The organism is Candidatus Bathyarchaeia archaeon (assembly GCA_035935655.1).
GTDB lineage: Archaea > Thermoproteota > Bathyarchaeia > 40CM-2-53-6 > 40CM-2-53-6 > 40CM-2-53-6.
On sequence record DASYWW010000037.1, the window covers coordinates 228,546 to 243,976 of the forward strand.

General features: G+C 51.8%; 14 protein-coding genes and 2 tRNA genes. 7 read left to right on the plus strand and 9 right to left on the minus strand.

Going from position 1 to position 15,431, the window contains the following annotated elements; genetic code table 11:
- Positions 1 to 158: 158 nt before the first annotated feature.
- Together VGS11_06510 and VGS11_06515 are read right to left on the minus strand one after the other, a co-directional pair.
- On the minus strand, positions 159 to 1,085 hold the full coding sequence (locus VGS11_06510; protein ID HEV2119738.1) for a thiamine pyrophosphate-dependent enzyme: 927 nt from the start codon (positions 1,083 to 1,085) through the stop codon (positions 159 to 161).
- Complete coding sequence (locus tag VGS11_06515) at positions 1,078 to 2,934, minus strand: 2-oxoacid:acceptor oxidoreductase subunit alpha (protein ID HEV2119739.1); 1,857 nt, start codon at positions 2,932 to 2,934, stop codon at positions 1,078 to 1,080. The genes VGS11_06510 and VGS11_06515 overlap by 8 nt, the downstream gene beginning before the upstream one ends.
- A gap of 170 nt (positions 2,935 to 3,104) precedes the next feature.
- Here VGS11_06515 and VGS11_06520 point away from each other — a divergent pair, with 170 nt between their 5' ends.
- On the plus strand, positions 3,105 to 3,803 hold the full coding sequence (locus VGS11_06520; protein ID HEV2119740.1) for an aquaporin: 699 nt from the start codon (positions 3,105 to 3,107) through the stop codon (positions 3,801 to 3,803).
- Positions 3,804 to 3,837: 34 nt separating this feature from the next.
- Here the strand turns inward: VGS11_06520 and VGS11_06525 are convergent, their stop codons facing one another.
- Positions 3,838 to 4,176 (minus strand): iron-sulfur cluster assembly protein, encoded by a 339-nt coding sequence (locus tag VGS11_06525; protein HEV2119741.1) that lies wholly within the window; start codon positions 4,174 to 4,176, stop codon positions 3,838 to 3,840.
- Positions 4,177 to 4,604: 428 nt separating this feature from the next.
- Here VGS11_06525 and VGS11_06530 point away from each other — a divergent pair, with 428 nt between their 5' ends.
- Entirely contained in the window at positions 4,605 to 5,054 is a 450-nt protein-coding gene (locus tag VGS11_06530) for a hypothetical protein (GenBank protein HEV2119742.1), read from the plus strand.
- Positions 5,055 to 5,329: 275 nt separating this feature from the next.
- Positions 5,330 to 5,803: a hypothetical protein gene (locus tag VGS11_06535; protein ID HEV2119743.1), complete on the plus strand. Its 474-nt coding sequence runs from the start codon at positions 5,330 to 5,332 to the stop codon at positions 5,801 to 5,803.
- A 16-nt stretch (positions 5,804 to 5,819) separates the two neighbouring features.
- On the opposite strand, the gene VGS11_06540 is transcribed toward VGS11_06535, so the two are convergent.
- From VGS11_06540 to VGS11_06550, 3 genes are all read right to left on the minus strand, one after another.
- On the minus strand, positions 5,820 to 6,095 hold the full coding sequence (locus tag VGS11_06540) for an acylphosphatase (protein HEV2119744.1): 276 nt from the start codon (positions 6,093 to 6,095) through the stop codon (positions 5,820 to 5,822).
- A 75-nt stretch (positions 6,096 to 6,170) separates the two neighbouring features.
- Positions 6,171 to 6,611, minus strand: coding sequence for a hypothetical protein (locus VGS11_06545; GenBank protein ID HEV2119745.1), 441 nt, complete (start codon positions 6,609 to 6,611; stop codon positions 6,171 to 6,173).
- A 91-nt stretch (positions 6,612 to 6,702) separates the two neighbouring features.
- A complete protein-coding gene (locus tag VGS11_06550; GenBank protein ID HEV2119746.1) occupies positions 6,703 to 9,024 on the minus strand; it encodes a P-loop NTPase in 2,322 nt (773 codons plus the stop codon).
- 108 nt (positions 9,025 to 9,132) lie between these two features.
- On the opposite strand from VGS11_06550, the gene VGS11_06555 reads away from it, so the two are divergent.
- The 3 genes from VGS11_06555 (at position 9,133) to VGS11_06565 (ending at position 11,318) form a co-directional block, all read left to right on the plus strand.
- On the plus strand, positions 9,133 to 9,891 hold the full coding sequence (locus VGS11_06555; GenBank protein HEV2119747.1) for a TrmB family transcriptional regulator: 759 nt from the start codon (positions 9,133 to 9,135) through the stop codon (positions 9,889 to 9,891).
- A 60-nt stretch (positions 9,892 to 9,951) separates the two neighbouring features.
- Positions 9,952 to 10,144: transfer RNA gene (locus VGS11_06560), tRNA-Glu, on the plus strand.
- Between the two features lie 1,062 nt (positions 10,145 to 11,206).
- A tRNA-Leu gene (locus VGS11_06565) sits at positions 11,207 to 11,318 on the plus strand.
- Positions 11,319 to 11,421: 103 nt separating this feature from the next.
- On the opposite strand, the gene VGS11_06570 is transcribed toward VGS11_06565, so the two are convergent.
- The gene (locus tag VGS11_06570) at positions 11,422 to 12,411 is read right to left on the minus strand and encodes a hypothetical protein (protein ID HEV2119748.1); all 990 of its coding nucleotides are present in this window, start codon (positions 12,409 to 12,411) and stop codon (positions 11,422 to 11,424) included.
- Positions 12,412 to 12,492: 81 nt separating this feature from the next.
- Between VGS11_06570 and VGS11_06575 the strand changes: the two genes are divergently transcribed.
- Positions 12,493 to 13,386 carry a hypothetical protein gene (locus VGS11_06575; GenBank protein ID HEV2119749.1) on the plus strand — a complete coding sequence of 298 codons (894 nt, stop codon included), beginning with the start codon at positions 12,493 to 12,495 and terminating at the stop codon, positions 13,384 to 13,386.
- A 57-nt stretch (positions 13,387 to 13,443) separates the two neighbouring features.
- Here the strand turns inward: VGS11_06575 and VGS11_06580 are convergent, their stop codons facing one another.
- Both VGS11_06580 and VGS11_06585 read right to left on the minus strand, forming a co-directional pair.
- A complete protein-coding gene (locus VGS11_06580) occupies positions 13,444 to 14,454 on the minus strand; it encodes an ABC transporter ATP-binding protein (GenBank protein ID HEV2119750.1) in 1,011 nt (336 codons plus the stop codon).
- Between the two features lie 18 nt (positions 14,455 to 14,472).
- Positions 14,473 to 15,429: an ABC transporter ATP-binding protein gene (locus VGS11_06585; protein ID HEV2119751.1), complete on the minus strand. Its 957-nt coding sequence runs from the start codon at positions 15,427 to 15,429 to the stop codon at positions 14,473 to 14,475.
- Positions 15,430 to 15,431: the final 2 nt, after the last annotated feature.

A 15,431-nucleotide genomic window follows, 5' to 3' on the forward strand; every position in this document is an offset into this window, starting at 1 on the left:
AGCAAGAGAAAAAAGCGGTAGCAGCGATAGGGTCTCGAGATACTAGAGCGGAAGGTCCCGATCATCCGATCGATTAGCCCCGGTCAAGCTGAAAGTAACCAAGCGTGGCAAAACCCGGTTCACCAAGCAGCTTGGAAATGGGGGAGATTTTCCCGGATCTAGGTAAGCTCGTCGAGCAATGGTGTAATGTCGCGGTTGTAGATGTCCTGTTCGACGAACGGCTTGTCCCTTAGAGCAGGCATTCTAAGGGCGAGCTGGTCCTCGAAAGTAGGCACTTCCATTCTGAAGAACACACCGATGGGTATCTTGTCGCCCCACTCGAATGACTTTAACATGGCATTCCCTTTCTTCGCGTTAACCTCATCTGTCGAGGGATCTGCTACTGAACCATTGTATCCTGAATCTTCTAGCTTGTAGAGCCTCGGTGCTTTGACGGGAAGATCCTCTCCACCATACCATTCCTTAGTGTTGATGTCGTTGTAAGTTGGACATGTCTGGAGAACGTCAACGAACGCGCTTCCTCGGTGTTCTATTGCCGCTCGGAGGGTCTGCTTCAGGTGACGAACGTCGAGAGCATAACTTCGCGCAACGAAGGTGTAGCCTGAGGCAATGGCCATGGCGATCGGGTTTACACGATCAACAATGTTGGGGGCAGGCATAGATTTTGTCTTGGCACCTTTCGGCAAGGTTGGAGACGCTTGACCCTTCGTCAACCCATAGACCCCGTTATCGTAGAGAACATATGTGAAGTCGAGGTTCCTCCTGCCTGTATTGACGAAATGTCCGGCTCCGATGCCAAGCCCGTCTCCATCACCGCCCACTGCTACAACTGTCAATCCAGGGTTAGAGAGGCGAGCACCTGTGGCAATTGGAAGGACTCTACCGTGGAGCGTGTGGAATCCATAGGCGTTGACAAAGTGCGGCGTTTTGCCTGAGCATCCGATTCCCGAGAAGATTGCGACCCTGTGGGGTTCGAGCTGCATTTCCAGGAGGGTCATCTGGATCGCGTTGACGATCCCAAAGTCGCCGCAACCTGGGCACCAGTCGTTGTGAACTTGTGTTCGGTAGGTTTTCAGCTCAAGCATGGGATACAGTTACCTCTTTCATTCCGTTCTTTATTATCTCTTTGACTCCTTCGTAGATCTCGTTCTGAGAAAACGGTCTTCCATCGAACTTTACGATAGTGTTGTCCATTGCTATACCAGTTTTTTCCCGGATGAGCCCGGCCATCTGGGCCGAATAATTGTTTTCTATCGCGATCTTTCTCCGGGCGGAACTGAGCACCTGCTGAACTAGGTCAGTCGGGAACGGGTTGACGTAACGCACCTGTAGAAAGTTTGTTTCTATTCCATCGATCTTGAGGTCTTCCATTCCATCGAGTATCGCACCTTTCGATGATCCCCAGCCGACAAGTGTTATTGGAGCGGACTTGGGTCCGTGAAGTGTTGCCTTCTTCGCGTCTGGGATAATTTGTCCTGCAAGCTCGATTTTCCGCATTCTCTTTCTCATCATCTTGATTCGGATATCTGCCGCCTCAGTAATATGTCCGTACTCATCGTGCTCATCGCCCGTCGTCCAGAATATTCCTCCCTTCTGACCGGGTATGGCCCGTGGAGAAATTCCCATTTCTGTCCAGCGGTACCGTCGGTAATCCGTGGTGTTGGCTAGATCCGAATCTCTAACCATGTCACCTCGATCGACCTTCAGGTTGTCACCATTAAATGGAGGAACGTCCTGGTATGTGCTTGCCAGGAACTTGTCAGTTAGCAGAATCACTGGAACCTGGTAATGTTCGGCGTAGTTGAACGCGTCGAACGTATCGTAGTAAGTCTCGACCACATCTCCAGGTGCCATGATTATTCTTGGAAATTCCCCGTGGGCAGCATGAAGTGCGAATCGTAGGTCCGCTTGTTCAGTGCGAGTAGGCAGACCTGTTGCCGGACCCGCTCTCTGATATAGCACCACAACAGGTCCTGGGGCCTCAGTTATTCCCGCCCATCCCAAGCCCTCGGCCATAAGAGAGAATCCCGGGCCAGATGTGGAGGTTGAGGACCTAAGGCCGGCGTGTGCGGCGCCAGTGGCCATGTTGATGGCGGAAATCTCATCCTCTGCCTGTACGACTATCATGTTGTAGTCTTTTTGATGAGACTCCAAATATTCGCTCTCGTCCGTCGCTGGTGTAATCGGATAGTAGGTTTGGAATCCGCATCCGGCCTTGAGTTTGGCAATAGCGACTGCTTGGACTCCTCTGATCATCATTCGCTTCCCGGATAACGGCTGCTTTCGCAGTTTTGTCGGAAAAGCATCTTCGCCGAAACTCTTCTTTGCGTAGTCGTAGCCACGCCTTGCAGCGCTTACGTTCAGGTCGCCGAGAGCCGCTTTCCTGCCTGTGAATCCTTCCCTGATAGCTTCGGTAGCAAGGTCGAAGTCGTAGTCAGCAAGGCCCAACGAGGCGCCCAAGGCTATCGTGTTTACCATGACTTGGTATTTGCTGAGTTCCTTGTCTTTTCCGAACTCTTTCAGAGCATCAACAAGGAGATTCATGTACGGTATGGGAAAGAGTTTGATGTCATCTCTGCCGAAGGATTCAGGCGTTAAGTTCAGGCTCCGATCGTATATTATTCCACCACCGGGGCTGACCTCATGTCTATGTCCTCGATGGGTTGGGTGAACCTTGTTTAGGTCCCCGAAGATCGTCTCCCGGTCGAGCGCGACCAAGAGGTCTACCCAGTCCACATGGGAACGGGGCGCCTTGGACTCGACTCTAAGCCTGTAGTAGCTGTGTTCTCCTTTGATGTTGGAGTGGTATTCGATGTTGGCAAATATGTGAAGCCCTCCTCGTATGCATGCTTTGGCAAAGTTCTCTGCAACAGAGTTGATCCCGCTGCCTTGGGGACCGCCTATCATCCAGGTGAAGCTGTTATTTACCGTCAAATTCTCGCAGTACTAGGTATAGTCTACTATAGAAAATTCTTTGCTCTTCCCAAGTTCGTTCTGCACTATATGGAATAGTACCGATCGAGAGAGCCTGTTAGAATTCGTTTGTCTCGAAAAAGCGCTAAATACGCATAATCTAGCTTGAATTTGCCTTCGTCATGAACCCGATGGGACGCGCAGCATTAGCAGAGGCCTATGGAACATTTCTTCTTACCATGATAGGCCCCGGGACCATAACGGCAGTCACGTTTCTCGACGGTCAAGTCACGAGCGCCGGCCTTGGGTTTATTGGCCTTGCCCATGGAATAGCCCTCCTATTAGCTGTCTACACTATCGGTCGTGTCACGGGGGCCCACATCAACCCGGCAGTGACGATCGCTCACTGGGCTACGAGGAGAATAGAGACCAAGAAGGTCGCGCCGTACATTCTCGGCCAGCTCACTGGCGCATCTATCGCGGGCTTCATCCAACTCGCGTTGTGGACATCGAGCAACAACCCTGGACTCGTGGGAGCGGCGAGGGCAACCTTTCTCGGTGATACGATTCCTAGCCCTCAGTTCGGCACCGGTGCCGTGCTTCTCGCAGAGGTCATCGGAACAGCTATTCTTGTCTTCACCATCTTCGGAGCCACCGCAAAATCTGCCGACCCTAGCCGGGCCGGTGTCACCATAGGGTTTGCTCTTGGAGCGGTTGTGTGGATGTTCGGCCCGATTTCGGGGGCGTCTCTCAATCCAGCCAGAACTTGGGGACCGACGTTTGCGTCCACCGTCTTCAGTCTTACACCGCTCGGGAATTTATGGATCTATATCGTTGGACCGATCTTCGGAGGACTGCTCGGAGCATTCCTCTACGATGTCCTGAGATAGAAATAGTCTCGGATAAATTGAACTTCCGGCCAGCTCAAGACTTCGCTTGCGCGGGAGTCGTTTCTTGGACGGGTGGAGGGGAATAACCAGGATTTACTCGCTCGTTGATCTCTTTGGCGAGGGCGTGTCCGTGCAGGACGACCGTGACCTTCTTTACTCCATCAAGTTTGGAGGTCAACGTTCGTATGTTCATTCCGATGTCCTCAGCGAAAATGGGCGGACAGAATGGCGCGGTCAGGTGATACTTGATTAGTATGTCTCCGTTATCTTGGATGTTTATCTCGTCAACCAAGTGCATCTCGGTGATCGGAAGCCCGATCTCCGGATCAACGACCTTCTCAAGCTCTTTTTCAACTGCCTCGACGGTAACCAAACTCTTTCACTAGAAAAGACGTGCCTGTTTTGATTTATAGGTTCCTTAGAGTCGTAACCGATTTGAACGGACCTAGCTTCTCTAAGAAGCGCCGTGCTAGAGTCTCGCTCCAGTAGATCATCGGGAAGAACGCGACTCGCTTTCTTCCGCAATGTACGTCTCCTCCACCAAAAAACCGCCTTTCCCCGATCGCTTCCTGTTCGGCGCCGATTCTGAGCGAATCGGACAGTTCAAAGCATGATATGAGCTTGGAAAAGCTCAGGGTTCCGCGCCTTTCTCGACATGAGCTCCCATGAGGCACCGGCTCATCATTCAAACTGGTAACGAGTGCTACCCCCCGGGCAATTCGGTCTCGGAAAATGCAAACTCGATTATGACATAAGTCATGTTTAAATAGATTTTACGGGGAATTCTCCAATGTCGCCTTATTGATCATTCCGTGCGAAGTTGCAGCAAAATCCGTCATTCCTGCATTACGAGCGATGATAGCCCGCGAGCTGATAGAAGACTACGGAATGAAACAGGAACTCGTCGCAGAGCGACTTGGAATTACACAAGCGGCCGTGAGCAAGTATAGGCACCAAGTTCGAGGAGAAGCAATAGACTTGGGAGCCGCGGCAGAAGTCCGTCAGATGAGCAAAGACATCGCCTCAAGACTCGTCGATAACCCAAACCCGATAGACGTATCAAGAGATCTCTGTCAAGCATGCACAGACATTCGTGCATTAGGCCTTATGTGCGAAACCTGCAGGAAGGTCGACCCTAGTTGGGATGTTGAACATTGTACGATCTGTTTCGGGCATCACAGCTGCGCGGAAACCATAAGCATCGAGCCCAGCAGCATTGCAAAGTATAGAAAAATCCCGATCCAACATTAATTGAATTCATACGTCGAGGCTAATCCTATCTTTCCGAGTTTATCGGCGCAATGTTCGATCTGTGTGCTATCAGATTATCAAGGTCAATGACCTGATGAAGGTCAGTACTTGATCACTCGTCCGCCGCCGGAAGACTTCCTGTATGGCCCTCTCTTTCGCTTACGGGCTTTATCCTTAGATTCTCTCCTCCGAATCATCTTATCTTCAGCGCTCACAAATCTCGCCTCCCGAGGTTAGCTCACGGCTCTATCTCCTAAAGAATAAATCCCTTTAAATTGCTCGCAAAAGGAGATTACGAGACTCTAGGAGATACCCCGAGTACCTTGAAACTAGGCTTCGGCAAGCCGAAACAGAAAAACTCCCCCGTCGAAACCACGACCGACTCCGTGGTGGCCAATAGACTGAAAGAGCTCTGCGGTGGGGACAGCGATCTCTATGGCGTTATGTCGCGACTCATGTTTCTCGACCCGAAGAAGATCACAAGCCCTCTGGATCGCGTGCTAACTGAGGCTCAAGAATTCGAAGCCCAGGGAAACAGGTTACGAGCCGAAGTCAGTTACAGGGTTGCTGGTGGAATATCTCTCTACAGGGGCGATTTGGACGGTGTGAGGAAATATTTCGAAAAAGCAGCTTCATACGCCGGAGACTCACATCCCGAGTACCAGATTCTTCTAAAACGTAGCGATGAGGCTGTGAACGTAGCTAGAAAGTTCTATGACGAATTTGGTTCGCTGAGCATGCAATCATAGAACACGATGTAGATCGTCATCCGGTTATTCTGAATCCTCGAAACTCGCCTGTAAAGTCGGACCAGTCAATTTCGATATTCTTTACCCTCGCCCGAGGTGGGCCGACGCGGCAGAAATGGATGAGCTGATCCAGTTCCTCCCTGTCTCCCTCGGCAACCACTTCAACGCTTCCATCAGGAAGATTCCTTACCCAACCATTGATATCCCGTTTTCTCGCCAAGTCGGCAATCTCTCGACGAAAGAACACGCCTTGCACAACTCCAGAGATCAGAATTCGCGCACGAAGATGCAAGTTTGCACACTATCTGCTATCTAATTAGCCATGTTCTGGTGACTCCATTCAACTAGGAAGTAGAAGCAATCTAGGCTAGACTGCCGGAGCGGTTACAAGCTGAGCCGCAGCCGGCTGTGGTAAAGGCTCCTTCGCGACTTCAACAATTTCCACGACGAGCCCCTCGGTTTTCAATCCATTCATGGCCGAGAAAGCATCGAGGGTCATGTAGATATCTCCAGCATCTTCCGCCTCTAGCCTCAATCCATTTCTGACAAGAACTTCCCGTGTCCGAGGGAAGGTAACGAGAAGGTCCCCGATCGCTGTATCACCGCGAATGCTCTCGATTGTTACGACGACGCGCTCTCGAGCGGGAGGTTCGATGGTGACAGGCTGCTGTGTGGTCTGTCTAGTCACGGCTGGAGGTTTCTTTGCTTCAGCCCTTTTACGAACGTGTCCCGCTTTAACGGGCTTTGACTTAGCCTTCTTTCCAGCTTTCTTAGTTCTTGGAGGAACAACGCGACGCTTTTTCGCCATGTGATTGACCTTGCTTACCTGTGTAATGGCGGGACCTGCGTTAAAAGATTCGCGGCGTGGGAATACCGTTGGAAAAGATAGAGTCACGCCTCTACCGGGCGGGTTCGATGGACCATGCGAGCGGAAGTGCTTGCGTCAGTTGCTCCGCCTGCCTTACGGCTCTTGTTCTGAGCTCGTCAACGATCCCCGTGATTATTGGGTTAGAGTACTCTTCAATCCTTCCCTCGTCGGAGAGTTTCGCTATGGCCGGATCTAAGGGTATGGCTCCCAAGAACGGCAAATCCAAGCTCAAGGCTAGTTTTTGTCCCTGTGGTTCTCCGAAAACATACATCGTACCTCCGCAATCAGGGCATGTGAGATAGCTCATGTTCTCTATGAGTCCCAGCACGGGAGCGTTCATCTTCTTGGCCATGTTGACCGCCTTGGACACTATCATTGAAGCAAGATCTTGTGGGGAAGAGATCACAATTACGCCATCTAGCGGCAAAGATTGGAACACCGTTAGGGGCGCGTCACTAGTATTATGGACCACTAGACCATCCGCAATGAAGTTCTCATTTCCTTCAACTCTGATATCGTATACTTCACGCCGTCCCACGGGAGTCAATTTTGACACCCGTTCGAATCCGACGTACTGGTTGACCAGCGCGCGACCGACGGCCTGGCGACCGTTCCCCCTGATGAGACCGGCGCCGTACCTACTTGTACGCGCGCTGGCATTACATTCGAAGCTCCAGAATGTTGTTGCGTAGGAATGGCCAGAAGGAGTCTCTAGGGACCGTATTCGTGAATTGAGGTTTGTCACCTTCAATCCTACTGAAATTGCAAGAGCTCTAATGCCTTCCAGCAGCCCTCGGTTCGGGGTCTCGAAGACCATCCAGCCGGGCCTCCTAAACCGGCTCTTTCGAAGGCGACGAAATCCATCCGCGTCACAATACCCCTCGATGAAGGCGAGCTTCTGTGACTCGGGCAATTCGAAGACCCATTTGGGGACCCGCTTCTGTAGAGCAGACCTGTGTAGGTCGAGCTTGTCGAAGAGAAGGGCCAATGTTTTTGACGAGACGCCAAACTGTAGGGCATTCTTGGAGATTCTTGCGCCTCGGACAATCCTCTTAATTAGCTCGATGTACTTCGCCCTATATCTTCCGTTGATCGGCTCGGCGAACATGACTTGATAAGTCCTTGTCTTAGGATTGAGTCTCACGAAACCGTCTCCCATGAAATATCCGATAATTCGACAAAAATCATCTGTCGTATGACTTGGAAGAATGGGTCCAGTGGAGCTTGTGTCTGTGATGGGCGATAGCTCTAGTGGAACCGCCTTATTCTGAGGCAGTCTCTTTACCACGGCGATGATATCACCGGGCCTCAATTGCCCAAGCTGCTTCCAATAGAGCGAGTATCGGTAGTTTCTGCCGCCTGATGACCTAGACTTCGCCACCGCGAGAAACGGGTGATTCAAAGTCGCTGCAATCTTTCTAGTCCTGGTTCGGATTTCAAACACTTCAGCTTCGCCCTGGGGCAGAACTTCTAAGACACGTTTCGCGACGAGGGTGGCACTCAGGGCATTCGGAGATCGGCCTGACTCGGAGATCGAAGCGTCGACAGAGTAGACATGGTCGCCAGGGTTTAGCTGGGATATTGGAACAGGATGTGGGTTCGCGTAGACCATCGTGTCTGAAGCAACACACCCCGGTGGGAGGTCGACCAGGAGGTAGTGGAGGTCTCCCCAGTCGACGTCCCAGTATAGCTGTCGAATAACGCTGTTAACGATGGGTCCGCGCCATATGACCGGCATGTTGGGATCTTCCAACACGAGATTGATGGACATGACCTTAATCCCGCTCTGTGTTTTGAGCGGAACGATGCCGCCGTTTGGCCCTTTGAACGGTTTGCCTGCTACGCCCAGAATTTTCGCGATGCTTGGCCCGGTTAGGTCCGCGTCAAGAACTCCGACTTCGTACCCGCGCTTCCTTAGTTCCGAGGCCAGTATGCTTGTCACGAACGACTTTCCGACGCCACCTTTCCCGGAAACTATTGCGATTATGCTGCGTATACCTCGCCTGCCAAGGCGTTCGATCCCCGGACCTACCATCGAGCCAGCTCTCGGCGGAGGCGACTGGGCTGCGGAAGCCTGTAGTCGGACTCTCAGTTCTTCCAGTTCCTTTCGGGTCATAGTTGTCGTGTCGACCTTTACAGATTTTACATCGTCGAGTTTTCTGATTGCGTTTTCTACGTCAGTTTGAAGGGTCTTAGCTAGCGGACAGTGAGCCACGGTCAGAGCAATTCTGACGCTAACATTTCCGTTGTCGATCGTTACGTCTCGCACCATGTTTAGGTCGACAATGCTTCGGCCGATCTCTGGGTCTAGAACGGTTTCCAGTCTCCCCATGATTAGGTTCTTATCAACCAAAGGCTATTCCCGGCTTGACTCAGGATCAACATGCGCTCTTGCGTATTTACACCCTCCTCCAAGACCTGCAAGCGAGGCTGTTACGACTAGCATCCGACAGTGAATGACATGCCGGTCTCAGAGAGAACCAGAAGAGCCTTGAAAGATTTTGATCTTACAGAATACGAGGTAAAGGCCTACATCTCTCTGGTCGAGTCTGGCCCGATGCCCGCTAGCCAACTCAGTACGAATGCCACAATTCCATACTCGAAAATTTACGAGATTCTTGGAAACTTGGAGAGAAAGGGTTGGGTGGAGACTGAACAAGGAAGACCGAGTAAATATTTTGCAAAACCGCCTTCAGCGGCGCTTGACTCATCTAGAGTCAGAATGGAGAACACGCTAAAGTCCAGCCAGACGGATGCGTTGTCGGAGTTGCAACCTCTCTATGAGAGGAAGGAGGTCCAGGAGAGGCCTGACATCTGGATTGTGAGGGGACAGAACAACATTCTAGACAGGATCAAGGAAACACTAGGGCGAACCAGGAGAGAGCTGCTCGTAGCGATGCCCGTCGTTCCAGAGTCCGTAATCTCCATGGCCGCACCGCTCTTGTCTCTCATGGTTAGCCGAGGCATCAGGGTGTCACTCATGGTTCCAAGCATTACTGGCAAGGATATGATCAAGAGGCTGAAAGGGGTGGCCGAAGTTAGGGTCCGAGACCAAATGTTCGGCGGAGGGATGATCTCGGACAGTGGCGAAATAATCATCCTCCTCGGCGAAGAGCCTGAGAAGGGGCTTACCTTGGCTATCTCCTCACACCACGAGGGTCTAGTAAAGTTTGGAAAAATCTATTTCGAGTTCCTCTGGGAAAACTCCAGACCAGTGTAGAGAGCTCTGGCGAGACTCTGACAAAAGGGTAAAAGGCTATGACCTATTCGTCCGGACGATGCTCCGGTGGTGTAGCCCGGTTTAGCATAGCGGCCTTAGCCCTGAAAACAGGGTGGCCAATCGTGCCCAACTGGGCGACGGCGAAGAATCCTGCAGGGATTCAGAGCCGTTGATCGCGGGAGGCTTAACGGGAACGTTGAGCCCGCGAATTCAAAGGCGGCCCTGGCCGCGGAAAATCCCGCCCGGAGCACCATTCTTCCACGCTAGCTTACCCTGCCGCCTCCTCAACGACGGGAAGCTCTGTTGAAACTCCCTGTAAACTGTTTCTTCTACTCGTCCGCCGTGTTGCAGAATGTAGCTTGCCTCACGTGATTTTCTTCCCAAGAGGTACGGAAGTATTCTAGTGATGACTGCCACTGCTCGAGATCCTTGTGCCTCAGCCTCATAGCGACCCTTTCGAGGCCCCATTAGGGCGACGCCCATCAGAGCAGCTGCCCTTCCAATAGGTTCAGGTTCATAAATGCCTATTCTTACTCTTGCACGGAAGTATCTCTTGCCATTCACCGGTGCGCTCATGTAGGTAACTTCACCATCGGCGAGAATCAAAGCTCCCAGCCAAGCAGCATTGACCTCTTGGCCAAGCGGAGCAATCATCTGGGCCGTTATTGGCTTGCTTCCCATTACGAACCCAGACTATCGAGATACTGTTCAGCATATGCTGAAGAGGCGTCCGAAGCTTTATTCCCTTTCCCTAGAAACTTCGGTCCAGAGGCCTGTGGGTCTTGAGGACACCTTAGACCTCCGTGGCAGCACTCTCACCTTGGTTCATCCTACGCAAACTAAACGCTCGCGCATTCTTATTGAGTGTTCTGTCATGTCTTCGGTTGATCGATGACTAGACTTGCTCTCATCGACTCGGAGGATTACCGTAGTCGTCGGGTTCCCCCTCACTGCTTTACCTGAGAGCCCTTGCGCCTCGGAGACGAGCAGTCTCTTCTTGGCAGTGAACGGTCAAACCTCTATCGCCCCCTCATGCCCGTAGCGTGGTAGCTTGGCACATTGCCATGCCAGGGATTTTACGGTGGCCAACCACCGGTTATCCCAGTTTTGACCCGTCGCGTGGTCGAAGTCGCTCTCCTCATCCCAACGTGACAAGCTCATACAACGAACGCCTCTGCGATGTGACCGGTCATTCCTCGAACATAACAGTCAGAGCTGACCGAAGCCACCACCTCTCACCAGCAAACCGAAGAGTTGCGAGTGGTACGACCGTAGGGCTTATTTTGGCCAGAGCTTCTCTGTCATTTTTTTACGAGCGGGGGTACCATAGCCAGGTCAAATGGGCAGTGGGCTCAACAAGATCCCGCCAAGGGCTTAGGACCCTGTGGCGAAGGCCTTCGTGGGTTCGAATCCCACCCCCCGCACCAATGAAATCAGCGTGAGTTTTTGCGAGAAATGGGCCACTCACAGACCTCGGACGGAAAAACGATCCGATGGTGGCCAGGCGCGAAAGGCTTGTTTGACAGCGCCCTAGCGTCTTTGCCTTTTCTTGCTGAACCCTGACACAAGGCGCCTTTCAGAAATGAAGGAGAAAACGCCCAGAACTGATACGGAGAGGATTACTAACCCCATAACTGTCTCAGGCGTGTCGCTGAACACAACTATGATCAAGTCGCCGTTCGCAACTGACCTCGCCGGAGCTGTAACCTTTGAAGTCAAACGATAGAATAGTCCATAGAACACGCGGCTACCTCCGCCGGGTTCATTTATCGTCGTGAGGATCTCGACACCCAAAAGCCCTCCCCTGAACGACCAACTGAGAAGGTTACCGGGATCATATCCAAACGTCCATTTTGAGATAGGGGTATTGATTGTGCTAAAGTTCAGTGTTTCAACATTCTTCACCAAGATGGGAAAATCCCGCGGGAGCAACGGATGTCCGTTTACTAGAAACGTAAACCTGATTGGGGAACCCAGACCCCCCCGGCTCGCACTCGCAAGTTGACCGGCCACGTTCACGAGATACCCCGTGCCGATGTTGTTCACCTCGTAGCCTCCAACAGTGACGTTAGAAGGCACTGAGAACGACTTCCAAGCCATATCCACCTGTGAGTTTCCCGACTTGTCAGTTTGGATCCCACTCAGATCAAAACTCAGGGAGATGTTCAACCACTGAATCGAAGTGCTATTCATCCAAGAAGAAGACCTGGATTGGAGAACCAAGTTAGAGACACGGGCAGATGAATCCTTTGCCCCAATCGCTTGCTGAACCGCAGCCGCAAGGCTCGTCGAGTTAGAGCCCTCTAGGACACCACTGAACTGTGGTAGAGTAAACGATGCTTCGTATGCCGTGATATTCTGGAAGATGCTCAAATTGGCTGATGCATGAACTACCCCATTGGCGACGTTGGCCGACAGACTGGCGAGCGGAGCAGAGGCGTCCACTCTCGGTGGAGAGAAGGCTGCCAAGACGAGTAGGAGGAGAGCGCCAACAATTACAGTCCGCTTAGCCGGAGTCATATTCCGCTAGAATTATCAATCGGAAACGCATCTCTTAAAGGTAGTCGAGCGATCGACTCTATCGAAGGCGACTAATCCGTCTTGGCCGCGGGAAGGACAATTAAGACCGTCAAGAAAAAGTCAAAGAGGAGGCTATTCCTCGCTCTTTCAATCACGCTTATAGTCATCTTCGGGGGAGTTGGGTATCTCCTGTTCTATAATCCCTACCAGGGAGGGCTGGCGATCGATTGGCAATTGAAGATCGTATTTTATGACCTGCAGACCGGGACGAATGTTACACTACCGCCTGGTATCGGAGTTCAGGGTGAAATAATCAACAACTACACTCTCTTTCGATACGGTCCTGACCGTTACGCACCGATTAGTACTCGCGACACTACTGGAACCGTCTACGTTCAATCGACTGTGCCGACGATCTATACGTTCGGAGACCTGTTCAACATCTGGGGAAAGCAATTCAACCAAAAATGCGTTCCCAACCCCCTGACAAATTTCGCAACTCTCTATTGCACTAGGCCGGGCGAGGCGATAGTCTGGGACGCTGATAATGATGGTGGCAGCTACGATCCCTCGGATCAGGTAATGCTTCTCGGCAACAACACAGCTCCTGCTCAAGGTTCGCCCCTCAGTACCGATCCTCACATCAAATACGTTGACTCCGACAGCAATAGTCAATGGGATCCCGGGGAGACAATAGTCTATGATTCGAACTTAAACGGAATCTACGATTCCGGCGATAGGCTCATAGCAGGAACGACCCCCTCCACCGGCACACAGCTGAAGTCTGATTCGAGAATCTACTTCATAGATTCCGTGGTTCAGAATGGCACTTGGGATCCTCCCATACTCCCACCGGCCATGATTGATATTGGTCTTGACAAGGAACGATGCGTTAACCAGGCACTGGGCCTTTCAGCCAACAAGAGCTGGGAGATCATCATTAACTCGCCAGTTGGCGTGTCGCAGCATTGCTAGCTGGTTGAGCTGCTCAGAACCTTGAGACCGCTCGTAGGAGTGGTCTGCCTAGTTTGATTATGAGGCGGTAAATGGTTGGTCAACCAAATGGCAGGCGACCCAGTGGTTCTTTTCAACCTCCATTAATGGAGGATCCACTGATGTGCACCTGATATGAGCATATGGACAGCGCGTGTTGAAATGGCACCCCGGAGGGGGCGCGATAGGACTGGGAATCTCACCACTGATCACTTCTCCTGTGCGTTTGATCGCAGGGTCGGGAACAGGAACCGCTCCAATCAGGGCCCTAGTGTAAGGATGAAGAGGTCTGTTAATTATCGCATCAACATCCCCTAGCTCAACTACTCTTCCAAGATACATGACCGCAACCCTGTCACAAATGTGGCGCGCTAAGGCGAGGTCGTGAGTAATGTAGAGAAAAGACGCTCCCCGCTTCTGAACCAGAGTCAGCATCAAGTTCAGAACTTCGGCCCTAATCGAAACGTCAAGCATAGAAACAGGCTCGTCTGCCACAACGAACTCGGGATTCAGCACGAAAGCCCGTGCAACAGCGACCCTTTGTCTCTGCCCGCCGCTCATCTCATGCGGGAATCTATGCATGAACTCCTCAGGGGGAACAAGCTCGACCTCTCGCAAGATCTGCTTCACTCTCTCATCAAGCTCATCACGAGTCTTCGTGACTTTTTGAATTCGCAGCGGCTCAGCGACGATATCCTTGATCATCATTCTAGGGTTCAGGGATTCAAAGGGATCCTGGAAGATGATTTGCATTTCCTTACGGAGAGGTTTGAGTTCTCTCGAGGAGAGATGGGAAATGTCTTTCCCCTTGTAGAGGATCTTCCCTTCAGTCGGGTCGGTGAGCCTAATCAGTAGCCTTCCCGTGGTCGTCTTTCCGCTTCCGCTTTCTCCGACGAGCCCTAAGACTTCACCCTTCCTGACGAAGAGATTTATCCCGTCAACTGCCCGTACCAGAAGCTCCGACCGAGCGAAGAGAGTCGAGGCAAATCCACGTTTTATCGGAAAGTATTTTTTCAGTCCTTGGGCGGCTATTATTTCCTCATTTTCCAAATTGCTCAGATCCATTTCCTAGTAGAGATAACACGCCACCGAATGGTTTGAGGAGCCCGACTTTTTCATTTCTGGGAACGTTGTCTTGCAAACATCCATCGCGAAGGGGCACCTCGGATGGAACGGGCACCCGCTGGGGGGGGACAGAAGGTCCGGAGGCTGGCCGGGGATCGAGGTAAGCTTCTTCCTCTCCCCCTTGATACTGGGAAAAGCGCCCAATAGACCTTGAGTGTAGGGATGAAGAGGTTCCTTGAACACGGCCTCGGCATCTCCATATTCCACAATATGACCAGCGTACATTATCGCAATCTTCTCACATACTTCAGCAACCAATGACAAGTCGTGACTTATCACCATCATGGAGAGGCCCAATTTCTCCTTTAGGCCTCGCATCAACTGCAGGACTTGCGCCTGGACAACTACGTCGAGAGCAGTTCCCGGTTCGTCGGCTATCAACAATTTCGGGTTCGAGGCAAGGGCCATTGCAATCAACGCCCGTTGGCGCATTCCACCACTGAACTCGTGTGGATAATTTCTGACTCGGGAGGGCTCGACTCCCACCATCTCGAAAAGTGCCTCTGCACGTCTCCATGCTTCCGACTTGGATACGTTCGGTTCATGCAATCTTATTGCTTCGACTATTTGGTCGCCCACTTTGAACACGGGATTCAAGGCATTCATGGCGCCTTGAAACACTATAGAGATTCCTTTCCATCGTATCTTGCGCATCTCTTTATCGTTCAGCGGAACCAGGTCTGTTCCATCGAAGATTATCTTGCCCCTCCTTACTCGGCCCCCCATGGGGAGAATTTTCAGGATCGACAGCGCGACAGTTGTCTTTCCGCATCCAGATTCTCCGACAACCCCTAGAGCTTCTCCTTTTTCGATTTCAAAGTTAACGTTCTCAGCCGCCTTCACCCATCCTCTCAGGATGCGATACTGAGTAGTTAGATCTTGGACTTGCAGCAATGGCATAT